The sequence below is a fragment of the Alcanivorax sp. UBA3183 genome, assembly GCF_002364155.1.
In the GTDB taxonomy this organism is placed as follows: domain Bacteria; phylum Pseudomonadota; class Gammaproteobacteria; order Pseudomonadales; family Alcanivoracaceae; genus Alcanivorax; species Alcanivorax jadensis.
This window is the reverse complement of the sequence record NZ_DEXN01000014.1, coordinates 86,642-110,905: the sequence shown is the minus strand read 5'-3', so window position 1 is coordinate 110,905 and position 24,264 is coordinate 86,642. Positions and strand designations below refer to the sequence as shown.

Annotated in this window: 23 protein-coding genes and 1 pseudogene; 8 read left to right on the top strand and 16 right to left on the bottom strand. The window is 56.9% G+C overall.

Going from position 1 to position 24,264, the window contains the following annotated elements; all coding sequences use genetic code 11:
* Nucleotides 1-20 precede the first annotated feature (20 nt).
* Nucleotides 21-908 (top strand): 3-hydroxyisobutyrate dehydrogenase, encoded by an 888-nt coding sequence (gene mmsB, locus B3Q33_RS06250; protein ID WP_035245906.1) that lies wholly within the window; start codon nt 21-23, stop codon nt 906-908.
* A gap of 125 nt (nt 909-1,033) precedes the next feature.
* Here the strand turns inward: mmsB and thpD are convergent, their stop codons facing one another.
* From thpD to B3Q33_RS06230, 4 genes are all read right to left on the bottom strand, one after another.
* Nucleotides 1,034-1,966 (bottom strand): ectoine hydroxylase, encoded by a 933-nt coding sequence (gene thpD, locus B3Q33_RS06245; protein WP_035245907.1) that lies wholly within the window; start codon nt 1,964-1,966, stop codon nt 1,034-1,036.
* 374 nt (nt 1,967-2,340) lie between these two features.
* A complete protein-coding gene (locus B3Q33_RS06240) occupies nt 2,341-3,009 on the bottom strand; it encodes a DUF899 domain-containing protein (protein ID WP_035245908.1) in 669 nt (222 codons plus the stop codon).
* Between the two features lie 250 nt (nt 3,010-3,259).
* A complete protein-coding gene (locus B3Q33_RS06235) occupies nt 3,260-4,408 on the bottom strand; it encodes an alkane 1-monooxygenase (RefSeq protein ID WP_035245910.1) in 1,149 nt (382 codons plus the stop codon).
* A gap of 71 nt (nt 4,409-4,479) precedes the next feature.
* A complete protein-coding gene (locus B3Q33_RS06230; RefSeq protein WP_035245912.1) occupies nt 4,480-5,499 on the bottom strand; it encodes a putative solute-binding protein in 1,020 nt (339 codons plus the stop codon).
* Between the two features lie 192 nt (nt 5,500-5,691).
* Here B3Q33_RS06230 and B3Q33_RS06225 point away from each other — a divergent pair, with 192 nt between their 5' ends.
* A complete protein-coding gene (locus tag B3Q33_RS06225) occupies nt 5,692-6,708 on the top strand; it encodes an AraC family transcriptional regulator (protein ID WP_156964837.1) in 1,017 nt (338 codons plus the stop codon).
* Between the two features lie 8 nt (nt 6,709-6,716).
* Here B3Q33_RS06225 and B3Q33_RS06220 read toward each other — a convergent pair whose 3' ends face one another.
* From B3Q33_RS06220 to B3Q33_RS06195, 6 genes are all read right to left on the bottom strand, one after another.
* Nucleotides 6,717-7,337, bottom strand: coding sequence for a class I SAM-dependent methyltransferase (locus tag B3Q33_RS06220; protein WP_035245915.1), 621 nt, complete (start codon nt 7,335-7,337; stop codon nt 6,717-6,719).
* Nucleotides 7,338-7,349: 12 nt separating this feature from the next.
* A complete protein-coding gene (locus B3Q33_RS06215; RefSeq protein ID WP_052042526.1) occupies nt 7,350-8,051 on the bottom strand; it encodes a lysophospholipid acyltransferase family protein in 702 nt (233 codons plus the stop codon).
* A 179-nt stretch (nt 8,052-8,230) separates the two neighbouring features.
* Nucleotides 8,231-8,779 carry a DUF1566 domain-containing protein gene (locus tag B3Q33_RS06210; RefSeq protein ID WP_084573401.1) on the bottom strand — a complete coding sequence of 183 codons (549 nt, stop codon included), beginning with the start codon at nt 8,777-8,779 and terminating at the stop codon, nt 8,231-8,233.
* Nucleotides 8,780-9,067: 288 nt separating this feature from the next.
* Nucleotides 9,068-9,955 carry a cation diffusion facilitator family transporter gene (locus B3Q33_RS06205; protein WP_058090873.1) on the bottom strand — a complete coding sequence of 296 codons (888 nt, stop codon included), beginning with the start codon at nt 9,953-9,955 and terminating at the stop codon, nt 9,068-9,070.
* 7 nt (nt 9,956-9,962) lie between these two features.
* Nucleotides 9,963-10,790: a helix-turn-helix domain-containing protein gene (locus B3Q33_RS06200; RefSeq protein ID WP_197492679.1), complete on the bottom strand. Its 828-nt coding sequence runs from the start codon at nt 10,788-10,790 to the stop codon at nt 9,963-9,965.
* Nucleotides 10,791-11,350: 560 nt separating this feature from the next.
* Nucleotides 11,351-12,421, bottom strand: a complete 1,071-nt coding sequence (locus B3Q33_RS06195) for a fatty acid desaturase (protein WP_035245917.1) — start codon at nt 12,419-12,421, stop codon at nt 11,351-11,353.
* Between the two features lie 92 nt (nt 12,422-12,513).
* Here B3Q33_RS06195 and B3Q33_RS06190 point away from each other — a divergent pair, with 92 nt between their 5' ends.
* On the top strand, nt 12,514-13,506 hold the full coding sequence (locus B3Q33_RS06190) for an AraC family transcriptional regulator (RefSeq protein ID WP_035245920.1): 993 nt from the start codon (nt 12,514-12,516) through the stop codon (nt 13,504-13,506).
* A gap of 75 nt (nt 13,507-13,581) precedes the next feature.
* Here B3Q33_RS06190 and B3Q33_RS06185 read toward each other — a convergent pair whose 3' ends face one another.
* From B3Q33_RS06185 to B3Q33_RS06165, 5 genes are all read right to left on the bottom strand, one after another.
* The gene (locus tag B3Q33_RS06185) at nt 13,582-14,511 is read right to left on the bottom strand and encodes an SDR family oxidoreductase (RefSeq protein ID WP_052042528.1); all 930 of its coding nucleotides are present in this window, start codon (nt 14,509-14,511) and stop codon (nt 13,582-13,584) included.
* Nucleotides 14,512-14,545: 34 nt separating this feature from the next.
* Nucleotides 14,546-15,961, bottom strand: a complete 1,416-nt coding sequence (locus tag B3Q33_RS06180) for an amidase (RefSeq protein ID WP_035245922.1) — start codon at nt 15,959-15,961, stop codon at nt 14,546-14,548.
* 361 nt (nt 15,962-16,322) lie between these two features.
* Nucleotides 16,323-17,150, bottom strand: coding sequence for an HAD family hydrolase (locus B3Q33_RS06175; protein WP_035245924.1), 828 nt, complete (start codon nt 17,148-17,150; stop codon nt 16,323-16,325).
* Nucleotides 17,151-17,291: 141 nt separating this feature from the next.
* Nucleotides 17,292-17,765 carry a peroxiredoxin gene (locus B3Q33_RS06170; protein ID WP_035245925.1) on the bottom strand — a complete coding sequence of 158 codons (474 nt, stop codon included), beginning with the start codon at nt 17,763-17,765 and terminating at the stop codon, nt 17,292-17,294.
* A gap of 125 nt (nt 17,766-17,890) precedes the next feature.
* Nucleotides 17,891-19,765 carry a hypothetical protein gene (locus tag B3Q33_RS06165; protein WP_273010085.1) on the bottom strand — a complete coding sequence of 625 codons (1,875 nt, stop codon included), beginning with the start codon at nt 19,763-19,765 and terminating at the stop codon, nt 17,891-17,893.
* A 219-nt stretch (nt 19,766-19,984) separates the two neighbouring features.
* Between B3Q33_RS06165 and B3Q33_RS06160 the strand changes: the two genes are divergently transcribed.
* Nucleotides 19,985-20,650 carry an SDR family oxidoreductase gene (locus B3Q33_RS06160; RefSeq protein WP_272961947.1) on the top strand — a complete coding sequence of 222 codons (666 nt, stop codon included), beginning with the start codon at nt 19,985-19,987 and terminating at the stop codon, nt 20,648-20,650.
* Between the two features lie 179 nt (nt 20,651-20,829).
* On the opposite strand, the gene tmpT is transcribed toward B3Q33_RS06160, so the two are convergent.
* The gene (gene tmpT / locus B3Q33_RS06155; RefSeq protein ID WP_272961946.1) at nt 20,830-21,477 is read right to left on the bottom strand and encodes a thiopurine S-methyltransferase; all 648 of its coding nucleotides are present in this window, start codon (nt 21,475-21,477) and stop codon (nt 20,830-20,832) included.
* 100 nt (nt 21,478-21,577) lie between these two features.
* On the opposite strand from tmpT, the gene B3Q33_RS06150 reads away from it, so the two are divergent.
* The 4 genes and pseudogenes from B3Q33_RS06150 to B3Q33_RS06135 form a co-directional block, all read left to right on the top strand.
* Nucleotides 21,578-22,174 carry a hypothetical protein gene (locus B3Q33_RS06150; protein WP_272961945.1) on the top strand — a complete coding sequence of 199 codons (597 nt, stop codon included), beginning with the start codon at nt 21,578-21,580 and terminating at the stop codon, nt 22,172-22,174.
* An 81-nt stretch (nt 22,175-22,255) separates the two neighbouring features.
* The gene (locus B3Q33_RS06145) at nt 22,256-22,408 is read left to right on the top strand and encodes a hypothetical protein (protein WP_272961944.1); all 153 of its coding nucleotides are present in this window, start codon (nt 22,256-22,258) and stop codon (nt 22,406-22,408) included.
* Nucleotides 22,409-22,412: 4 nt separating this feature from the next.
* Entirely contained in the window at nt 22,413-23,546 is a 1,134-nt protein-coding gene (locus tag B3Q33_RS06140; RefSeq protein ID WP_272961943.1) for a glycosyltransferase, read from the top strand.
* Nucleotides 23,546-24,264 (top strand): annotated as a pseudogene (locus B3Q33_RS06135) (hypothetical protein); the annotation flags it as partial. The gene B3Q33_RS06140 and the pseudogene B3Q33_RS06135, both read left to right, overlap by 1 nt.

The window sequence follows — 24,264 nt, the reverse complement described above, 5'->3', positions numbered from 1 at the left end:
AAAACGAGGGAGAGATAACAATGAAAATCGGATTCTTCGGTGTCGGTCATATGGGTGGGCCCATGGCGGCCAATCTGGTCAAGGCCGGTCATGAGGTGGTGGCGTTTGACCTGATGCCCGCCTTGCTGGAAACCGTCGTTCAGGAAGGTGCCAAGGCGGCGAGTAGTGCGGTTGACGCTGTCGCTGGAGTCGACGTGGTTGTCAGCATGCTGCCCTCCGCTGGAGCAGTGCGCGGTCTCTATCTCGGCGACAACGGCGTCTTGCAACACATTGATAAAAGCGCCTTGATCATCGACTGCTCCACCATCGATGCAGACACCGCCCGTGACGTAGCCGCCATCGCCAGAGAGCAGGGCAGGGTAATGATCGATGCGCCGGTCTCCGGTGGCGTCGGTGGTGCCAAGGCCGGCACGCTCACCTTTATCTGTGGCGGCCAGGAAGAGGCCATTGACCGGGCCCGTCCGGTACTGGAATGCATGGGCGCCCAGGTGTTCCGTGCCGGAGACAACGGCGCTGGCCAACTGGCAAAAATCTGCAACAACATGCTGCTGGCCATCCACATGATCGGCACCGCCGAAGCCCTGCAGATGGGCGCCGACCACGGTCTGGATCCGGCGGTACTTTCCGAGATCATGAAAGCCAGCTCCGGCGACAACTGGTCCCTGGACAAGTACAACCCCTGGCCCGGCGTCATGGAAAACGTACCGTCATCCAAAGACTACGAAGGCGGCTTCGCCGTGAAATTGATGAACAAGGACCTGGGTCTGGCATTGCAAGCGGGACTGAGCACGCAATCCGCCACGCCTATGGGTAACCTGGCGAAAAGCCTCTACGCGGCCCATGGAAACCATGGCTACTCCGAAAAAGATTTTTCCAGTATCCAGCGGTTTTTTCGGCACAAGGAGTAGGGCAGTTAATAGTTAACAGTTAATAGTGCGCGCTAGAGCGCCACTGTGGCTGGAATGATAAAGGCCGCGCCCAAAGCTGGGTGTGGCCTTTTTTGTGTTCGCTGTTAACTGTTCACTATTCACTGTTAACTATCGTCCGCTTGCCAAAGCCGATCCGGTTCGTGCCCCAGAAACCGGGGGCGGCGTTGCCTGGCCGCATAGGGTTGTACGCAGGCGTTGTCACGCCGGTTGAACACGAAGAACACATTGCTGCGCGGGTCTGGTGACATGTTGGCGTTGGAGCCGTGCAGGGTGTTGCAGTCGAACAGCAGCAGGCTGCCAGCCGGGCCGGTGGGGGCGTCGATACCATGGCGGTTGATCATGGCTGCCAGCGCCTGCTCCGAGGGGACGCCGATCTGCTGGGTTTTCAGTGATTGCTTGTGATGTTCATCCGGTGTGGGGCCCACACAGGGAATAAAGTGCTTGTGAGAGCCGGGGATCAGCATCAGCGGCCCGTTGAAGGAGTGATTATCCGTCAGGATGATGGAGGCGCTTACCGCATGCATGGCCGGCATGCCGTCTTCCGCATGCCAGGTTTCAAAATCCGAATGCCAGTTGAACCCCTTGCCCTTGAAGCCGGGTTTGTAGTTGATCCGGGACTGGTGCACATAGTGGCCGCCACCGAGAATCTGCTCCACCCGTTGGGTCAGTCGCGGATCGCGGGCCAGATGTTGAAAGGCCCGGTGCAGGAAATGCACGGCAAACACGGACCGGATCTCATGGCTATCCGGCTCGGTGATAGTGAACGGCTTGCCCCGGTAGTCCTCACGATTGAGCAGCTCACTCATGGCCTCGGTCAGAGAGGCCACCTCCTCAGGCGGTAGAAAACCGGGCTCGAAAAGAAAGCCGTTTTCCTCGAAAAGATTCAGCTGTTGTTCGGTCAGTGGGCCGGGCAAGTGGCGGCCTTTGACCGTATTCTCCCGGCGCGCGTGCCAGGGGTGTTCCGGTTGCTGGTGCAGCCGGGTGGGGTAGGGGTCGGCCTGTATCGGGGCCGGGCAAGTCAGGTTCTGCGCTGACATCAAATCACCTCCGCGATCTAATCCACCGTTCAGAAACCGCCTTGCTAAAAGGCGTTCAGTGTCATCATCTCCTGTTGGCGACCTGGGCACTCGAACAGCCGCCATCGGGCCAGACGGCAAAAAAAATGACGCAGTGCATCAAGTCGAGTCTGTTGCTCAAATAATCCGGCAAGCAGAAAGGCCGGGGTGCGTGAAGATAAGGGTTATAACGGGAGTTTCAACCCTTGTGTGGGAAGTTGTCGGGCAATAGCGTTGTCCGTATTGCACATGGTTAACTCACCCTGCCTGGCCCGGGCGATGCGTTTCGTCTCAACGTGGAGATAGCAGTTGGCGAACGCCATGTCTAAGTCCATATCCGCCAGCATGCTTATCAACTAGTAGTCATCGTGCATACGCCACCATTGGTAGGGCTCGCTTTGTGGCCAGCCACCGGGCGAATCTTCCCACTGTTCCTGGCGGCCGTACGGGGTGATATCCAGCAGCCGGAAATGGGTATCGAACAGTTCTCCGCCACGGTCGGTACTGAAGTAGGTGCGGTAGACCAGGTTGTCGTCGTCGCGAATAAACACGTTGATGGCAAACCCCTTGCCGGCGCCGAACGCATCCGCGAAACGACGCTGATGGTCGGTATACCAGGGCGCCTGCCAGTGCATACGCTTTTGCAGTGCCAGGATCTCGTGTTGCGGTGCCGGGGAGGTGAACACGAACGTCGTATCCCTGGCGTTGACGTGGGCAAGATTGTGGCCAATGTTGTCCATCACCATTGAGCAACCCTCAAAGGGGGTGGCGCCGGGCTTGAGCATTGCGCAATAGACAATCAGTTGCCGGCGTCCCTCAAACAGATCCACCAGACCCACCTCACCATGCGGCCCGGTGAAGGTGTAGTTTTCTTCCACGGGCACCATCGGTAACCGACGGCGTTCGGCAGCCAGCTCGTCCTGCATTCGGGTCAATGCCTTCTCCCTGTCAAGCAGGGCCTGTAGAGACGCTTCCCACTCATTGTGGGAGGTGGTTTTTGGTAGTGCCGTTTTTTTCGAGGTCATGAGTGCGACTCCTTTTGTTCCGGGTGGTCTACTTCATGATCGAATGTGCCGCGTCGATTTCGACAAGATCCTGACTCTGGCAGTGTAGGCATTTGGCGTGGCCGGTCAAAGGGCGCTACCGTGTTGAAAAAAGGCGTTAATGCTTTTCGAAGGGAGGGGAAAGCGGTGGCAATGTGTCGGTAAAAAACCGGACTGTGATGCAGTGCGAAAACACCGGTGAGCGGCGCAAGGCCACTCACCGGTACCGAAATCAGGCAATATTGTTGATGCGCGGGCCTTCGCGGAACAGCTGATCCAGCTCGCCTTGGTAGTAGGCTTCCACCCGCGGGTTCATCACGGCTTTCCACAATGGCGGCACCATGGCCAGCAACATCATGGCGGAATAACCAGCTGGCAGTTGCGGGCTCTCGTCATAGTGGCGCAGCACCTGGTAACGACGCTTGGCATAGGCGTGGTGGTCGCTGTGGCGTTGTAGTTGGAACAGCACCAAATTGGTCACAAGGAAATTCGAGTTCCAGCTGTGTGCCGGGGTGACCCGTTCATAGCGACCGGTCTGCAGTTGGCGACGATGCAGGCCGTAGTGTTCGATGTAGTTGACGATCTCCAGCGCCAGAGCCGCAAAGAAACTCTGGCCGACAAAAAACAGCACTCCTTGCCAACCCCACAGGACACCGAAGGCTACCGCAAACAGGAAGGAGATGCCGTACCACCAAATCAGCTCGTTATGAATGCTGATGTTGTTCTTGCCCTTGCGTTCCAGGTACTGCTTTTCCAGTTTCCACGCATTCTTGAAATTGCGCACAAACGCCTTGGGCAGAAAATCATACAGAGACTGGTTATAGCGGCTGGAAGACGCATCATCCGGGGTGGACACATGCACATGGTGACCACGCACATGCTCCACCTTGAAGCCGCCGTAGGTCACCGACGACAACAACAGGCCGCCCATCCAGTTTTCCACCTTGGGGTCCTTGTGAATCAGCTCGTGACCCAGGTTGATAGCGATCATGCCGCCAAGCAGGCCGATGGACATGATCCAGCCGAGCATGCCGGCCGAGGAATAGTCATTGCTGACGAACACATGGCCGGCATAGAACAACAGGCCCAGCCAGGCCACGGCCAGCAGCAGGGGCAGGGAGCGGTAGCTCTTGTCCTGGGACAGTTCGGGGACCTGTTTTTCTTCATCCGGGTTCACCGGGTCCTTGCCGACCAGGTAATCCACCACCGGCACCAGAATGAAGAACACCGCCAGAATCATCCAGGCCCAGAGATTCTGGGTACCCTGCTCACGACCCACCAGCGCGGAAAACGGCACCATGGGAAGAAAGAGCATCCAGCAGGCCAGGTAGCCCCATTTTTTCAAACGCAACAAGGTATCAGGATTGATTTTTTCCAACATGATAATGCCTCGCATAATGCTGTGCAGATCACTGCAAGATGACGTTGAAAGAAAAGAAATAATCGATCAGATCATTCGACGGGATTGACGCATTCCGCTCGGGACGGATTGCCCTTGCAGCGCACCTTGCGCAGCAGGCTCATCATGTCCTTGTTGTAAACGCCCTGGTTGGCCAGATCGATACGGGCCTGGCGAAACATTTCGTCGTAACGAGTAGTTTCTTCATCAGAAATATTGATCCACCACTTTTCATTCACTTCGCCGTCGGCGTTGTTGATGATGCGCATGGCACGATCAAACTGGCCGGCCAGATACTTGCGGGATTGATCGGCAAAATCTGCGGGGAAAAGATCCTTGCGAAGAATCAGCTGTGCACTCAATTGGCCGAGCACCAGATCAATGATGCCGCCGTCCGGCTGCATGCCCTTGTACAGTTCCAGGGCGGAATAACCGAAGATGGGAGCGAAGCAGGTATCCACGGAACCGTTGTTGAAACGGGTGGAGAAGTTGGTGATATCCGACATCACCGGTGACATGCCCACACGCTTGGCCATGTTCGCCTCGGCCACATCGTATTCCAGCACCGCAATGGATTTTCCCGCCAGTTCTTCCACCGTATCGATGCTGTTGTCCTTCACGAACAGATAGGCTGCGCCCATGGGTACCAGGCCGCCAAACTCATAGGGGCCGGACACCAGATGTGGGTTTACCTTGGGGTTACCGCTGGCCAGGATCGTCACCACCATGCGCATAGCATCGTAGTCGGGGATGGCGCCGATGGAATCCATGCTGCCGGTATAGCTGATGAACTGACGGCCACGGATGCCGGTAAGCAGGGCGCCATCGCATTGCTTCGCCTTCAAATCTTCGGCGGCAATTTTCTCGTCGGTATAGGGCTTCAATTCAATGTCCACGCCCCAGCCGAGCGCGGCGGTCTTGAAATCCTTCATGATGCCGTAGAAATCACCGTTGGCACCGACCAGATCGAAAACGCAGAGTGTGCGTTTGTTGCCAATGCTGGCGTGAGTGCTGTTGGCGAAAAGGACCGTGGAAACCACGAGAAAAATAATAAATTGTTTTGCATATCGCATGATGTTCTCCCTGATGAAAGGCAGCCAATACGTAAGGTTTTATTGTGCTTTGTTACCTTCCTGTACCGTTGTCGTGCTCGGGGTTTGAGCAGTGGAGATCGATGCTAGATATGCGACCGGTGCTGGGGTAGGTTGTCTGTAGACAGATGGGGGTCATTTTTTGACAATGCGAATTTTCGGATCTTGCCAGCCATGAACCAGCCGATGGAATGGGCACTGTCCATCAACTATCTCCGCCAGGTGGCAGACCAGCTCACGGAGATGGGGATCGACGTTGCTCCCTGGTTGGCTTCCCATGAGCTGTCGCTGGCCGATCTTGAACAGGCCGATACCAGCGTTCCCTGGGAGGTGGTCCGAGCCCTGTTTCTGGAAGCGGAAGCGATCACCGGAGAATCCGCCCTGGGTCTGATGGTGGGCGAGCGGCTGCGCATCAATAATCATGGCATGGTCGGCTATGCAGCCATGAACAGTGGTTCTGTCCGCCAGGTGGTGGAATTACTGGAGCGGTTTATTCCCCTGCGTATCAACCTGGTCATGGTCAGCCATCAGGTGGAGGGCAACTACCTGAATCTGCAGATACGGGAATTGCTGCCGCTGGGTGAGCTGGGGCCCTTCCTGCTCGGGGCCGTGGTGGTGGCGGTAAAGAACGTGCTCGACTTCATTACCCTGGGCAACTGTCAGGTGGCTGAGGCCAGCTTTACCTTTGACGAAGCCTTCGACCGGGAACTGGTCCGCTCCCTGTTCCGCTGCCCGGTACGCTACAACCAGAACTGGACCGGCCTGTCCCTGCCGCTGGAAGTGGTGGACCAGCCCCTGAGAACCGCCGACCCTGCCGCCTTCGAACATGCGGAAAAACTCTGCGAACGGGAATTGCAGAACCTGGTATCGGATGCGTCCGTATCAGCACGGGTGCGCCGACTGATGCTGGCCAAACAGGTGAACTTTCCCTCACTCACCGTCACCGCCCGCATCCTGCACATGACCCCGCGAACCCTGCACCGCCGGTTGCTGGATGAAGGCACCTCGTTCCAGGAAATCCTCGACGAAGTCCGCCACTCCCTGGCCATGGAATACCTGAAAAGCCAGCACATGACCATTCAGGAACTGGCCTACACCCTGGGCTACGGCGACACCGCCAACTTCCGCCGGGCGTTCAAGCGCTGGACCGGCGTGGCGCCATCGTTTTTTCGGGAGGGGAATGAAATCTGATGAAACAGTCAGGCGCGTTTTCTGGCCACAATAAAGGCAGACAGGCTGTCCGGCTGCCATTCATAGTTGATATCAAAACCAGCCCGAGCCAGCATGGCGAACAACTCGTCCCTGCCGAAGCGACTGACATGGGGCGCAAAACCAAGCGCCTGCATTAACGGGATAAGCAGTCGCCAGTGCAGCTTCATATCGGCGGCAAGTACCGTGTTGGCAACGAAAATACCGCCGGGTTTCAGCAGGCTGCTGACTCGGCCGATGGCGGCGTCGGGGTCTTTCAGCAGATGCAAGATATTCAATCCCAGCACGGAATCAAAACTCCCGGGGGCCAGCGGTAGGCTGTCCAGCGTGCCCTGCTGGAAGCGGATATTGCCAATGCCGGCATCAGCAGCTTTGGCTTGCGCGATCTCCAGCATATTTTTGGAAATATCCGTGGCAAGAATGTCCCGCACATAAGGCGCATGGAGGATGGCTGTGCCGCCAGTACCACAACCGAATTCCAATACAGACCAATCCGGTTGGAAGTAATCCCGGGTGATGGCCAGTTTTTTCTGGTAGCTGGCTTCGTCCCGAATCGGGCTTTTGGCATAGCGGGCGGCGGCCTTGTCCCAGAAGGTTTCCGCGCTTTTCATTGGTTGTGTCCTTCAGGTGCGGGCATGGTCCGACAGCATTTCCTGCAAACGGCGCTCCAGCGCGGCATGAAAGGCATCAACGGCATTTGGGTCATCGTCGCTACAATCGCCGGGCGGTGACATTGGTGCATTCAGGTAATGAACCAGTTTGGCGGGCCTGGGAATGGGGGTGCCGTATTTGCCAAGGATAAGCGGGGCGGCCAGTCTGTAGCGGTTGTACACCCAGTCGGTCACCGGGTTCGCAACCACATGATAAATGTCGTCCGCCGCCGGGCAGGCGGAAAGCACCACCGGCGCGCCGGTACGCATGGCCAGGCGTGCAAACCCTTTTCGGTCACGGATATTCAGCTGGTACTTCTGGCTACTGGGCCGCAGCGCTTCACGCATGCCCCCCGGCGCCACCAACACCAGCTCGCCATCGCGCAACAGACTTTCCGCGTTGTGCTGTGAACCCTCAACGAAACCGTAGGCGGATGCCAGATCGCGGACCACCGGAATCTTGAAGATATAGCGATCACCCAGCAGCCACACATCACGACCCAGGCGTTCCCTGACGGCGGTAGCCAGCAGGCCGCTGTCATAGGTGGCCAGGGAATGGTTTACCACAATCAGTGCAGGGCCACTGGCCGGGATGTGCTCCAGGCCTTCGACGCGGTGCTCGTGATAGCGGGCGGCGCGGTTCATGACGGTGTCTGCGATATTGATGATGTTCATGGTGTTGGGCCGTTTCGAGTCTGTGTTCTCAAAGGGTGCCTACTTTTCTCGAGTAACTCGGGAAATTAACGCCGCGCTCAGCCGCGGAAAATTTGGGGCGATTTATGCGCAATAATGGGCGCGCAGCGACCGCGCATAAAATGCACAAAGTTGGCCGTAGGCCTGCAGCGCTTTGTTAGCTATTCGTTCTCGGAGCCCTTTACAAGCCTCACGTACTGAGGGCCATCATTTAAGGTGTAACACCCCGACCAACCATCAGTAAAATTAGTTGCGAGGGAAAAACCACCACAGATTGTACTTGACCAGAATGCAGCATCGGTAGGCGTATCAGGGAAAAGAGCTGTATTAGTAGTTGGAGCCATAAATTCACCTAAGCATTGACCTCCTTCACCATAGCTCAATGTAGATTTCTCTCCAGAAGTACACTCAACCAGTGAAGCCAGTTCAGTTGCCGTTGGCAGCCTCCACTCATCCACTTTATATCCGTATCTCTTAAATAAAGATCCGGTCTCCATTGCCATGTCTATTTTCTTGGCGCTTCCTACACATTTTGAATTTTTGTATTGCTGACCCAGTGCGCACCTTTTCCAAACGACATTGAATTTTTTATCGAGCACCGTTCCATTTTCTCCAACTATGAAGCGGTAACCTTCCGCAGACTGGGAATTACTACCAAAAAACGCAGTCAAGAATATTGTAAATACAACTTTTTCGAAGAATGATTTCATAATTTCTATGGGTAGCACTTATAGCTAACGACCAAGCTCACCGGAAAAATAAAGATGCAAAGCGAAGCGGCGCAGCTTTATTTTGTCCGAGTGCAGCGCCTTGTTATGCCTTGTCCTTCTTTGCAATCACAGCCTTAAGAGCTGCTGACGTTTTTGTTTCTTATAATCAGATAACAATTGACCATTAAAATACGATGCCTAGAACATAACGCAATCTGTCATGAAGAATGATTACAGACTCTTCACTTCCACAATTACTCATTTAAAACTTGCTTCGATATAAAAAAGTTAACACTGATCATATTTGCATTCTTTAATCTCAAACTCGAGTGTTGAATGCCCGATGGAGAATTTTTGTGCAAGCGCTGTTTTTAATTCACCCTTCACTTTATCCAGTTGTGAATAATCAGAAAGTAGAACATGAGCTTCTAATGCATTCTGATGCTCGTCAAGTTGCCAGATATGTACGTGATGAACATTGATAACATTTGTTACCTGCTGCATGGCTGTGATGACATCATCAATAACAATGCCCTCCGGTGTTCCCTGCATCAGGATATGAATGGTTTTTGGTAACATCGTGGCTGCCTGGTACAAAACATACGCGGCTATCAATAATGTTATTAAGGTATCACTCCAGTACCACTCATAAAGAAGGATCAGTGTACCGGCAACAATAACACCCGCTGAGGCCAGCGCATCCGATACATTGTGCAAAAAAGCGGCACGGATATTCATACTGTGCTTAGACATAGTAAAGGTAAGAAACGCGGTTGCCAGATCAATCACCAGCGCAATCGACGCCACAATCACAACCATCCAGCCTTCAATAATCTGTGGTTCGTAGATTCGCCATAGCGCTTCATAGATCAGGTACAGCCCAATCAGGACAAGTGTGACTAAATTAATTAATGTAGCAATGATTTCAGCGCGTTTATAACCAAAGGTTCTGAAATGATCGGCCGGTTGACGACCGATCTTTCTGGCGACCCAGGCAATGAGCAGTGAGGCGGCATCACTGAAGTTATGCAGTGCATCAGCAATCAGTGAAAGGCTGCCCGATAGAATACCACCGACGACCTGGGCTAATGTCAGGAGCATATTGATAGCGATGGCGAATCCCAGGCGGCGATCACCTATTGATTCAGTGTCGTGGTTATGCGAATGCGTATTCATTGTGTACCTATAAAGAAAAAGATTTTGTCGTTCGACTGGAAAGATAGGCATGTGCTTCCCGCGCATCCAGCTCTCGTGTACTATTACCTGTGCGTACCATAAGCCGTGCTACGCTGTCCTCATGATAATAAACAGGTTCAACAGCGCTCTCGACAATGACGCGACAGATGGTTTTATTTTCGATATCGTGGAACCGGCAATGAAGTAATGCGCAAGCGTTTCCTCCCAGACTGGTTTTAACCGTATCCATCAGTGCACGTTCGAAGCCGTCTCTATTTTTGTGCTTCAATGTCTGGAAGTCAGAGTCGATGCCAATGATATTGCCGTTGTCCTCAACGCCGATCAGCAATGTACCGCCTTCGCGATTTAAAAAACCGGCGATGGCTTTGATGACAATCAACTCAAGTGCGCGATTCGTTCGCTGTTGTCTTACATCCCAACGATACGTGGATTTGAATTCAAGATGCTCACTTTCGCCTCTGGCAATCAATAAGGGTAATTCTTCAGCAAGCTCGTGTTCCAGATAGCGGACAAGATTTTTTTGGCCAGACAGTCTTATATGGTACAGACCGAACAATAGACCAACAATACCGCCAAGCAGTGCAAACACAAAGCTCATAGGTATTAATTCAAACTTGAATTCAGTAATTAAACGCTGAATCAAAAACTCTATCGGGCTGTTACCCGGAAATTCGATTAAGCCCTTGTATTCGTACCAGAATACCATTGTCGTCAACGGATGTAATAGAAGCACGCCTATTATTGCACCAATAATAAAATGAAAAAGTAAGATCCATTTTTTTTGATTGATTAAACTACCTGATGAGTATGTCATCTTTCTTTAACCACCTGTTTGGTTGATTATTCTCTTGATCTGGAAATCCAGTGTATTGATTCATCGTGGCTTGTGCCTCACCCCGGTGCGTGGACACTTCTGCAGCTGCAAAAACAGCTCTTGCATAGGCTTACAGTCTTTGCCTAAATCCTCGAATGCGCTCGCCGTGTTTGTAAGAACCACCCCGATTCCAAAGGTTCCAACGATAGCCGCTGATTTTAACTTTTTATATTCGCTCCTTCTTGAGGGTTAATGGGGCATAACAGCGTATTAATTAGAACGTTCCGCATAACTCGGTTCCTTATAATTCTGGAACCTTGCTCCGCTAAACAGAAATAAAATCCTGCCATAACAATGGGTTGAGATGCTATGGCCAATCTCTTACACGGAGTTATAAGGAGCGTTCTATATAACTCCTGAATGGCATTCTCATAGCTGATGACAGCAAGGTGTTTGATTATAAAGAAGATTCTAAAGGTCGAAGTGAGTAGGCGAGGCCTTTCCGCTGAAAACAAAAAAGCCCGCACTAGGCGGGCTTTTTTGTGGGCAAGTCGTCACCATCAGGCCGCTTGCGGCTTTTCGTGCATCCGGTTGGCCCGGCGGAACGTGCCCAGATCATTGAACCGCACGCCATTCTCCCTGAGCACTTCATGGGCCCGCTTGGCGGTCATCTGCCGTACGTAGAAGGGGTCGCGGACCACGAAGTGGTGGATGGCGTGGGTGCTGCCGAAGTTGAAGCAGAAGGCCTGCAGGGGCCACAGCCACCAGACGTTGAGCACCTGGCATTGTTCGGTGATCTTGCCCGGTTCGTTGTCGCCGTAGTAATGCATGTTGGACGAGATGAAGTGCAGGCAGAAGGTGCGCAGCATGTTGGGTGCGATCAGTACCACCACCAGCGGGGTGATCCAGCTGAGCTGGGCGCTAACCACTTCCGGCCACGGGATGCTGCTGCCGGCCAGCCAGGCGGCGCCGTTGAGCAGGTGGTAGACCACGAAGAAGTGCCAGATGGCGTGGACGATCACGCCCAGCGGGTTGTAGCTGACCAGGCCGATCAGGCGGAAGTTCTTCAGGTCTTTGCGGTCGATCACGCCACGACGGTACAGCCTTACCGGTTCGGTCAGGTATTTCACCGCCCGCAGGTACACGGCCAGCATGTTGTCGCCCACCATGATCAGGCGCTTGAGGCCCCACTTTTCGCCGTTAGTGATGCCTCGCTCTTCCAGGTCGGTTTCGCTGCCGGAGTGCTTGTGGTGATGGAAATGCAGGTGGCGGCGTACCCAGGGGTTGATGGTGGTGGGGCGCCACAGGTAAACGCCGAGCATCATCAGGTGATGTACCACCTTGTTGTTCTTGAAGTACATCCAGTGGATCAGGTCGTGTTCCAGTTCGTGGAGCAGGGACGTCCAGAAGGCGGTGAGCAGGATCACTGCCCAGCCGGGCATCAGGCCTTGCAGGTAAAGCACGGCGTTGAGGGTGCAACCGGCAATGGCTATGGCAAAGATGCCGAAGCCGATGGCGTTCTGGTGCTTGAGCCAGCCGTGCCGTTGCCGTATATCATCACTGATAGCGATGATATCGCGTTGAACTGTCTTGTCTGTTGCGGACTTGCCGCGGGCAGGTGCAGTTGCCATGGGAAACCTCCATTTCTCGATGGCGACTACTTTAGGCAAGGCCGGGAAGGAAAACTCGGCTTTGCCCGCCAACCGTTTGACCGGGGACGCCAATGTCAGAAAAAAAACAGGCGGCAGCGCTGCTAATGGGGCCGCTAGTGCATTTGTTGCATGAGCGGGGGCTGGACAGTGATGCCATTCTGCGCCGCCACGGGCTGGAACCGCAGATGGTGCAGGACCCGGAGGCCCGGCTGGATGCGGCGGTGTCCACGGCCTTGCTGGATGATTGTGTGCGCGAGCTGAACGACCCGGCCATGGCCATCGAGGTTGCCCGCCATGCCCAGTACAACACCTTCGGCGCGCTGGGCCTGGCGGTGGCGGCGGGGGGCGATCTGTACAGTGTGCTCAACCGCATTACCCGCTTTCATCGTCTGATCAGCGACCTGGTGGCCACCGAGCTGATTGCCGATGACGACAGTGTGGCATTGCGCTTCACCTCTAACACCGATCACCAGCCCCATCCCCAGGCCATCGTGTTTGTGATGGCCACCATTGTGCGCCTGCTGCGTATTCGCATTCATCGGGACCATAATTCGGTGGCGGTGTGCGCCCCCGAGTGGCTGGAGCCGGCTTTGCGTCAGGCCATGGCCCGGTATTTCCGTTGTGAGGTGTCGGTGGCAGATCACTACAGCCTGGCTTTCGACAAGAGCAACGCCCAGCACATGTTGGCGGCCAGCGACGTGCAACTGGCGGCCATGCTGGATGCCACCCTGGCGCAACGCCTGGCGGCCAGTGAGCAAGGGGCGCTGGCTAGCCGGTTGGCGCTGTGGATCGAGCAGCGCCTGCCGGATGGCGAGCCTGCCCAGGCCGACGCGGCGCAGGAATGCTGCATGAGCACCCGTAGCCTGCAGCGGCGATTAAGTGATGAGGGCCTGACTTGGAAACAACTGCTGGAAGACACCCGCAAGACGCTGGTGGAGCGGCACCTGCGCACCCCGGGCATGACGGTGACGCAGATGGCGTTTCTGTTGGGGTTTTCTGAGGTGAGCGCATTTTCCCGGGCGTTCAAGAAATGGTTCGGGGTGTCGCCCAGTCAGTTTCGGTGATGCAACGGATGTACGGCGCTTGCCAACAAGCAACAAGCGCCGGATTCGCCATGCAAGCATGGCTCCAACAGAACGTCAGATCTTGGCAGTGTTCTGCAAGTAGTCCTCTGAAAAATCCCACAGTTTTTTTGCCACGGCGGCATTGCCTGCTTCTGCTGACGGCTTTGCGGCGCGGCAATGGGAAAAATAGCCACCAGCGATGTCATCAGCATTGTCATTGGTGGCACACAGGACGCTGGTGGCGGCGCCTTGATGCGGTGTTTTGGTAAGGGGGCTGGCCAGTGTGAAGAGCACCTGGGTCAGCCAGGATTCACGACCGAATCCGGTGGTGACCAGCGCGCCCGGGTGTACGGCGCAGGCGGTGAGGCCCTGGCTGCCATAGCGCTGCTGGAGTTCCAGTGCCATCAGGGCATTGCACAGCTTGGCCTGGCCATAGGCATTAAAGCCGTTTATGCGGTTTTGTTTTTTGGCCACAAGCAGGTTGTCGAAATTCAGCCGCAATGGATACCGGTGTGATTCGCTGGAGACCATGACGATACGAGGGGCTGGCGCTTTGAGGATGGTGTCGAGCAACCCTTTGGTCAGCATGAAATGACCCAGGTGGCACACGGCCACGGTTCGCTCGATTCCCTGATCGGTGAGCAGGTATTTGGTCGACATGGACCCGGCGTTGCAGATGAGTATGTCCAGCTGGGAGATGTCGTTACGCGTTGACAGGCTTTCCACGCAGGCTGCAATGCTGGCTGGATCCGCAAGGTCCAGAGAGACCAGTTCAACCTGGGCGTTGGGGTGGGCAAGGCGAATCTTCGCCAAGGCCTCCTCGCCCAGCCTGGGATTTCGGCAGCCAAGAATGACATGGGCGCCAGCAGCGGCGAGAGATCTGGCGGTTTCATAGCCAATGCCGCCATTGGCGCCGGTCACCATGGCGATTTTCCCTGAAAGGTTCTTTCCTTCCAGCACTTGGTCGGCAGTGCTGTTGCGATTGAATGTGGACGGCAGCGTCATGATGATCCTTTTGTGTATTGGGTTGGCTTGTGTATCAGCGTTGGTCGAGTCGGATGAAGGGCTGCGCGTCTTCCAGTTCGAAGGCCAGGCCCAGCAATAAGGCCTCTTCGCCGTTGGCGGCGGAGAGCTGGACGCCGATGGGCAGGCCCTGGTCGGTCTGACCCAGGGGCAGGGAGATGCCGGGGCCGCCGGAGGCGTTGTTGGCGGGGGTGAAGGTGGTGTAGCGCAGCAGCCGTTCCAGTTGCGTGTCGAAGGGCAAATCCGCACCCAGATAGCCGATTTCCGGGGTGGTGTGGGCCAGTACCGGGCTGAGGATCACATCGTATTGGGCAAAGGCCTCGGCGTAGCGTTGTCGCGCCAGGCGCAGCTGGCGAAGCATGGCCGGGGTTTTCAGAAAACGTTGTTTGTAATAGTCGGCCAGGCCACGGGTGAGCGGGTCCAGTTGGCCGGCATCGAAGCCTTGCGGGAACAGGGCCTTGCCGCCCTTGCTGACCAGGAAGCCGAGCATGGCCCAGTAGAGCAGGAAGTCTTCCACGAAGCGGGCCGGCAGGTCGATGCGGGCCTCTTCCACGGTGTGGCCCAGGCTTTCCAGCAGCTGGGCGGTGTCCTGCACGGCGCGGCGGGTCTGCGGGCAGGTGGCGTCGCCGGTGACAGAGTCGATCATCATGCCCACGCGCAGCCGCCGCTTGGCCGGGCCGGTGACCTGGCCGATGGGTTTGAGCTTGCGATTGCGGTAGTAGCGCTCCGCTTCCATGAAGAAGTGGGCGGTATCGCGGACGCTGCGGGTGAGTACGCCATCGCTGACGATATTCACCGGCAGTACCTTGGCGGCCTCCTGGTCGATGAATCGCCCGCGGGTGCTCTTCAGGCCCACCAGGCCGCAGCAGGCGGCGGGGATGCGGATGGAACCGCCGCCGTCGTTGCCATGGGCGATGGGCACGGCTCCGGCGGCCACCAGGGCGGCGCTGCCCCCGGAGGAGCCGCCGGCGGAATAATCGGTGTGCCAGGGGTTGCGGGTGGCGGGCACGCCTGCCTGTTCAGTGCTGGCGGTGAAGCCAAAGGCGGGCAGGGTGCTCTTGCCCAGCAGGTTGAAGCCCTGGGCCAGGTACTGTTTGGCGATGCCGCTGGTTTTCTTCAGGGGGGCATGGCCCAGGGCGCGGCTGCCGTGACCGGTGGGCAGGCCACGCAGATCCAGGTTGTCCTTGATCAGGCTGGGCACGCCGGCGAAGAAGCCGTTGAAGCGTTTGCTTTCCGCCCGTTGCCGGGCGGCGTCAAAGGTGTCCAGGGTGAGCCCGTGCAGGGAGGGTTCCACCCGCTGTAGCCGGGCGATGGCCGCTTCCGTCACTTCACGGGTGCTGACGTGGCCCCCGCGCAGCCGCTCGGCCAGGGCGGTGGCGTCGTCGTTTCCGAGGGCGTCGTCGCTGAAAGCGTGCAGGTGTTTGCTGGCCATGGGGCTCTCCCGATTAAATGATGCACGATCGTACCATTTATGATCTGTGCGAAGGGGCCAATTGTTGTTTTGCGGCGTTGCGCAGAGTCCGTGTTGTACCACGGTGGGCAGGGTGGGCGGAACGGTTCGTGTTGGAGCCTTGCTCGCAAGGCGAAGGGGGTTGAAGGGGCCGAGCGATCCGCCTTGCGAGCAAGGCTCCAACGGGGACAGAAACGGGACGTTTTTCCCTTGGTGTGGAATCGCGCCGCGAGCGACGTTATTCGCTGCGCTCCTACGGGAGGGGAGTGTCTCGGGTGAAGATTCTGGTCTTATCCTCAGTGGACTCTGTGCCCTCTGTGGTAAAGCCGCCTTTGAATCGAGGTTACCGTGCGCGTTCGACACGCTTGTGCTGGGCCAGCAGGTGGCGGGCCAGGTCGGCGAGTTCGGCGATGCTGCCGACGACTGAGTCCGGGCGGTGGGGGTGTTTGACGGTATTGGGGAAGATCTTGTCCAGCCAGGCCTGATCCCAGCCAGCCCCGTTGTAGAAGATGGAGGTAATGCCTGCTTCCTTGGCGGCGATCACGTCGGTGGTGCTGTCGCCCACGTACCAGCAACTTTCCGATGGTGAGATGCCCAGTTTTTCCATGGCCAGCAGAAGCATTTCCGGGGACGGCTTGCGTTTGCTTACATCGCTGCCGCACACCACCACGTCGAACAAATCTTCCCAGCCGGTGCCGTCCACCAGTGCCAGTTCATGTTCGAGAAAGTCCCGTTTGCGATTGGAGATCAGACCGACCTTTACGCCAATGGCGCGGATGCGCTCCAGTTGTTCGCGGATGTCTACTTCCATCGGGAACACTTCGGCTACGTATTTTTTATAGGCCTCGTCAAATGCCTGGTGGGCGCGGCCTTTGGCGTCCTGGTCGCTGCCGAACAGCACTTCGAAGATATCGGTGCGGGAAATCTTGCGTTGCGCAACGATCTTGGGGTGCAGGCGCTTGTTGTCTTTCACATAAATGAGCAGTTTGGCATCTTCGATGGTTTTGGAATCATCCGGGTCCAGCAGGCGGTCCCACAGATCCAGTTCGCGCAAATGCGGAAGTACATCGTCCACGGCGTGGTACATGGCATCATGGGTATCCACCAGGGTGGCATGCCAGTCGATGAGGATGGCCTCGGGTTTTGCATGGGGCAGTTGCAGGATACTCATTGTGCTTTGTCCTTGCCGTAGACGCTTCCATTGCTAGCACAAAACCTGTGGCGCCGTTGTGAATTCACCGGCAATAAGCGCTGGTCAGATTGCTGGCCGCGCCCAACCTCTGGACGCGGTCTTTGTATTTTGAGATTCGACTCAGAGTTGGCCGAGTACGGTTTCAGCGCTGCTCTTGTCCACGCCTTTTTCATCCACGCCGATGTACTCCACTACGCCATCGTTGGCGATCAGGGCGAAGCGTTTGCTGCGGATACCCATGCCGCCGCCGGTGGCATCCAGTTCCAGGCCCAGGGCTTTGGCGAATTCCGCGTTGCCGTCGGCCAACATGGTGATGTGCTCGGCGTTCTGGTCTTTCTGCCAGGCATCCATGACGAAGGCGTCGTTGGTCGCCATGCAGGCGATGGCGTCAGCCTTTTCCAGAATGGCATCGGCGTTGATCACGAAGCCGGGCATGTGGGTGTTGGAACAGCCCGGGGTAAAGGCGCCGGGTACCGCGAACAGGACCACTTTGCGGCCCTTGAAAAAGTCACTGGTGTTCAGGTCTTCGGGGCCTTTGGCACCGTTGGTCTTGATCGTCAGTGCGGGAAGGGTGTCGCCGACTGCAATGGTCATGATTCGCATCCTTTCTGAAGTGGATGTCCACTGTAACAAAGACGCGGTGACAGGAAAGGGGGAGGCGGGGCAGAAACAGAAAACGCCCCATTAAAGGGGCGTTTTCTGTGGTGCTTGATAAGGTATTAGCCGAGCAGACCCAGCAGGCCGCCCAGTACCGGACCCAGTACCGGGATGGTGGTCAGGGCATCGTTGAGAGGAGCCAGCAGGCTGCTGGCTTCGGCTTGACCCAGCAGGGACACCAGCAGGTTGCCGACCAGGTCGCCGACCAGCGGCAGTTCTTCCACCAGGGCGGATACGCTGTCCAGCAGGTTGCCGTCCTGGTCCATGATGCTGTCCAGCAGGCCGCTGGGGTCACCGCTAAGCAGCCCGCCCAGCAGTCCGTTCAGTAGTTCACCCAATACCGGAATCTGTTCCAGCATGGCCAGGTCCGGGGTGAGCATGTCGCCACCAGCGCCACCTTGCAGGGTGGTGAGGATCTGATTGAGCAGATCACCCAGTACCGGGATCTCGTTGAGCATCTCGGTGCCGGGCAGCAGCTCGCCGCCGTTGCCGGCGCCGGTAAGGGCTTCCAGCAGGCCGTTCAGGACATCACCCAGCAGCGGGATCTGTTCCAGCAGGCCGGTGAACTGTTCCAGTTGGCCGGCGGAGTCGGTCAGGCAGTTCAGCGGGTTGGCGGCGTCGCAAGACACGGCGCCCAGCAGTTGATTGACCACGTCACCCAGTACCGGCACGTCGGCCAGCAGGTCGGTCACCATGCTCAGCTGATCGCCTTCCAGGGCACCCATCAGGGTTTCCAGGCTCAGGGCATCGGTGGGCAGGCCACCGCTGTCGCCACCGGCAGCACCGTTGAGGATGTCGCCCAGCACCGGAATTTGTGTCAGCAGGTCAGGCAGGGATTGCAGGTCGCTGAGGGTGCCGAACAGGTCGCCACCATTACCCAGCAGGCCGGCCAGCAGATCGCCCAGTACCGGAATCTGTTCCAGCATGGCAGGCAGCTCGCTCAGCAGTTCCATGTTGCCGGGCTCGGCAAGACCGGCCAGCAGGTCTTCCAGAATGGCCGGGTCCAGTGGGCTCTCACCCATCAGTTCGCCGATGGGGCCCAGGTTCTCGCCGGCAGCCAGCAGGCAAGTGAACGGGTCAGCGCCTTCCGGGCACAGCTCGCCGAGGCCGCCGGTCAGGTTGAGGATGGAGCCCACTCCGCCCAGCACTTCGGTAATACATTCTTGCGGGGCGAATTCATTTGCACCGGTGGCAATCGGGCACAGGGCCAGAGACAGACTGTTCACAGTGCCGATCAGGGGCTCGCCCATGGCCAGGTTGTCAGCGACCTGAGTCAGGCAGAGCTGCGGGTTGAGCGCGTTGTCGCAACCCAGGTAACCCAGCACGCCGGCCAGGGTGCTGTCTGGAACGCTGCTGAGGGTTTGTACCACGCACTCCAGCGGGTTTTCCGCGCTGGGGCACAGCTGCTGGCCGATGGCCCCGCTGTTATCCAGAATGCCGCCCAGGGTGCCCACCAGGTAGGGAACGCTTTCTTCCAGACAGGTCGGCAGGAAAGTGGGTTCGGTGACACTGCCGAGCAGGTCGGTGTCGGTAGCGGCAACGGTATCGGCGCACAGCAGGCCGAGGACGTTGTCGTTACCCAGAGAGATGTTGGTCAGCGCTTCGTTCTCGCAGGCCAGGACATCAATCACGCCGCCCAGCTGGGTGCCCAGCAGCGCCTGCGGGCAGACAGAGGCGGTGAAGTGGTTGTTGGTGTCGATCAGAGTCAGCAGCTGCTGTTTCTCTTCTTCGGTGAGCGGCGGGGTTTCATTGTCGCCACCGTCTTCACCGCCGGTTTCTTCGCCGTCAGTATCGCCACCGTCTTCATTCCCGGTATTGCCGGTTTCTTCACTGGTGTTGCCCGTAGTGGTGGCCGGGCTACTGCCGCCGCCGCCACCGCAGGCGGCCAGGGTGATGAGCAGAGAGCTCATCAGCAGGATTTTCAAAAGATGTAGCATGGGTACTTCCCCCTTTCTTCCATGAACACAAAAGTGTGTATGACGGGCGTATCAGCGCGATCCACCCAGTGCGCGCAATATATAAAATTCATTGCGGTGCCAATGTTGGCTAAAAATGTTGTTTTGTATCCAGTGTTGCAGTGTTTTGTAATGCACACCAGAAGTGCTTGAATGGGCATAGCACTAAGTAATTGAGATACCAAGGGAAAGGAGGCGGTAATGGCGCAAACAATTGTAATTACTGGCGCAAACCGGGGCATCGGTCTTGCACTGGCACAGCACTGGAAAGCCCGTGGCGAAAGGGTTTTGGCCGTATGTCGGCAGGCGAGCACCGCGTTGGTAGACAGTGGCGTGGAAATTATTGATGGCGTGGACGTGAGTACCTCTGACGGGGTCAGCAACCTGACCAGCGCGCTGGGTGATACGTCTGTGGATATTCTCTACAACAATGCCGGGGTCATGCTCAGCGAGAGCCTGGACGAGATGGATTTTGAACAGATGCTCCAGCAGTTCAAGGTCAATACCCTGGGGCCGCTGCGGGTCACCATGGCGCTGCTGAACCATCTGCACCCAGGCAGCAAGGTGGGCCTGATGACCTCGCGAATGGGCTCTATCGCCGATAACACCTCAGGGAAGAAGTACGGTTATCGCATCAGTAAGGCCGGCTTGAACGCAGCGGGCAAATCCCTGGCGCTGGACCTGCATGACCGCGGCATCGCCGTGGCTATTCTGCACCCGGGTTGGGTGCAGACCGACATGACCGGCAACAGCGGTAACCTGACAGTGGACGAAGCGGCGTCAAATCTGATCACGCGGATGGACGAGCTGAGTCTGGAAAACAGCGGTACCTTTTGGCATTCCGATGGCAGTGTGTTGCCCTGGTAATTCGCGGTTGGCGTTCTGATTTGGGAAAACGTTTCAGCAAAGAGAGCGCAGCGTTTTCGGCTTTCGTTGGAGCTGTGCTTGCATGGCGAAGGGTTGGAGGGATGGTTCGCCATGCGAGCATAGCTCCTACAGGGGCGGCGAATAAGGCGTACGGGTTTTCTCTGTTCCTCTACGAAAAATCACCCAAGAAGAAACGCATTTTCATAAAGCGCCGTCAGCCCCCGCTCCCGGAAAACCGGTTCGTGGTCGAGAATCATTTTTCTGGAAAGCGAGGCGACTGAGTAGTCGGCACCATAAAGTGCTTTTATTTGCGGTTCGCCAACAGAAAACGGCGGACCATCCATTTCCTGTTGATCATATTCCAGTGTGATAAGTAGCTGCGGTGACTTGTCGGTGATTGTCAGTAGATGGCGAGCATAACGTGCGCGCATAGCCTCGGGCAGGGCGATCAGGGCAGCCCGGTCATAGATGGCATCCGGTGCCGCAATATCACCGGATTTTAGCAGGAAGATGTCACCCTGAAAGACGCAGAGGTCGCCATGCTGGTAACGCTTGCCACCTTGCCAGTCGGTCACCACCGGCTGGCGATTCAATGAGGCGAACAGGTCGGTGACGGCTTTATCAGACAGCTCGGCACCGATCACCCGGTAGCCTTTTTCCAGCAGATAGCCGATATCCAGGGTCTTGCCGCACAGGGGAAGGAAGACGGTCTGACCGGCTTTCAACGCCAGTTCGTCGAAGTAACGCTGCAGTAATGGATGGACCTGCAGAAGATGAAATCCCAGTTCCGAGTTTTGCCATTTCTGATGCCAGAATTTCGGGTTCATAGGGCCGCCTGTTGGTGAGCGTTCGCCCTCCATGACAGGAGGGCTTGTGATCGTTTCTTGCGCTGGTAGGGTAGCTTTTTTTGCTCAGGGAAGGCAGGCCATGACTCATGCAGCGCGTTTTCAGCACCTCCGTTATACCATTCGCCGAAAATTCTTCCGGCTCTTCGGTGATGCCTTTCATCTTTATACGGACACCGGAGAACTGGCGCTATATTCCAACATGAAGCGCTTCCGGATCCGTGAGGATATCCGCCTCTATTCAGACGAAAGCCAGGAACAGGAACTGCTGCGTATCTCCACCCGCAGCATTTTCGATTTTGCCGGCGCCTATGACGTGCATGATTCACAGAACAATGAGCATGTGGGCACCTTACGGCGGGCGGGTTTCAAGTCGTCCTTTCTGCGCGACCACTGGACGTTCCTCGATAGCGAAGGCCAGGAAATCGGCACCCTGGAAGAAGACTCCATGCTCAAGGCACTGGTGCGTCGCTATATCGAAGTGTTGGCGTTCTTCTTTCCGCAGCACTACCAAGCCAGTGTGGGCGACAAGCCTGTGGCGGAGTACCGGCAACGGTTCAATCCCTTCATTCTGAAACTGGATGTGGATTTCAGTGCGGATCGTGACGGGCGGCTGGATAAACGCCTGGGGATTGCAGCCGGAGTGCTGTTGTCCGCCATCGAAGGTCGACAGGAGTAAACCATCCCGGACAAATATTGCTCGCTGACAGGGTAGTACTGGCCATGGGCTTTGATGGTCAAAAACGCAGGATAGCGACGCTTGACTGAGCAGGTCATGCCCATTGTGGTATCCATCGTTGCAGGGAATACGAGCTTGCCTGAAAAGCCGGAACCGGCCACTCTGTTGCCGCATCAGGAGGCGATGATCGGGGGCGGGGATGGCGACAATTCTGTTTTGTTGGGAAATGGGTGAGGGCATGGGGCATCTGATGCCCGTGCGTAAAGTGCTCAAGGCTCTGGTAGAGCAAGGGCATGATCTGGTGGTTGCTGCGGTGGAGGTGCACACGGCCCGTCGGGTATTGGGTTCTTTTAGCAAGTCCATTGTCCAGGCGCCCTCCCAGGTTGATAAGCGCTACCCCTTGGGGCGCCCAGCGGAAGGTGTTGCTGACTTGCTTTCGCTCAATGGTTTCGCCGATAACGCGAGTCTCAAGGGTCGGCATCATGCCTGGTGCCAGCTGGCGACATTGTTCAAACCTGACCTGGTGATAACAGAGCACAGCCCCGGGGCCTTGCTTATGGCAAGAGCCTTGTGTATCCCGGTTGTCCATGTGGGAACCGGTTTTACCCTGCCCCCTGAGCAGTTCCCAATGTGTTTCCCCGGTTTTGCTGTTGGCGACAATGGCAAGCGTGAACAGCGCCACCTGGATGTGTTCAACAAACTGATTGGCAGCTCGGGTGGGCAGCCCTTGAGCCACCTTCACGAGCTCTTTAACGGTGTTGCGGGTCGATACCTGCTGAGTTTTGCGGAGTTGGATCACCTTGGTCCTCGGGATGGCGTTCCTTATATGGGAGTGGAAGTGCCCGAAGATGGTGAGCGTCCCGTCTGGCCAGATGCCGGCCAGCATCAGGTGTTCGCGTATCTGAAGCCGTTTGCAGCACTGGAGGGATTCCTGATGGCAGTAAATGCTTTGAAACTGTCTCTTTTGCTGGTTCCGGACCGCATTGACCCTGCTATTTTACGCCGGCATAAAAGTTCCAATATCCGGGTTGTGGAGGGGCGGCAAAGTATGAAGTCGGTAACTCGTGACGCGGACCTGATCGTTTGCAACGGCAATCATGGTACGGCCGCTGCGGCAATGCTTGGCGGAGTTCCCTCACTGTCTTTCCCTCTGCACCAGGAGCAGGAGGCCTGCGCCCGCAGGGTGGCCAGCTCCAGCCTGGGTGCCATGCTCCCGGTTAAAGACGGCAAGGCCATTCCCCCTCTCCTGGAAACAATGTTGCGTAGCCGCGCCATGCAGGAATCCTGCGACAAAGCCGCCTCCCGGTATCAGGATTTTGATTATCAAGACAGTGTTAGCCGCATGGTCCGGGAAATCGGAGCGTTGCTGTGATGAAGCGGCGGGAATTCATTCGCGATGTGGCTCTAAGTTTGTCGCTGTCACCGGTGGCATTGCTTTCTGGTTGCCAGAGAAAACTCTCTGCGGAGTTTGTCATCGTCGGCTCCGGCCCTGCGGGCATAGCCCTGGCTGACAGCCTGGCCCAGGCGGGGCGGCAAGTGTTGGTGCTGGAAGGAGGGGCAGCAGAGCCTGATCGGGCGTTACAGGACATGCATGCTGTCGAAGCGGGCAAGTGGGGCCTGGCCTATAACTTTGGCTGGGCAACCCAGCGACTACTGGGCGGAACCACCAACCTCTGGCAGAGCCATTCGCCGCGCCCCCTGGAGCAGGAACTGCACGCTGCCAGTTTGCGTGGGGTGGGGAAGGACTGGCCCTTTTCCATGGACAGCCTGACGCCCTGGTTGCAGTCGGCCGAGCAATGGCTGCATGTGCGTCCGTCCGAGCCGGCCATGAATCCGGCCTTGCCAGTCAATCCTTTCATTGCCAGCAGCCAAGGGCTTCGCAAGCTGTTGACCGGAGCGGGGTATCAGCACCTCGAAGCCGGTGCCTACGGCATGGTTCACCATGAAGGGATGGATGCGCTGCGATTACTGGAAGACGGAGAAATTGACCGCGTGGCCGGGTTGAACACGGTTGCCCTGAAAGATCGCACTACGGTTCGCCGTATCCGCATGAGCGGCGGGCGGGCCGTGGCGCTGGAATGTGCCGACCG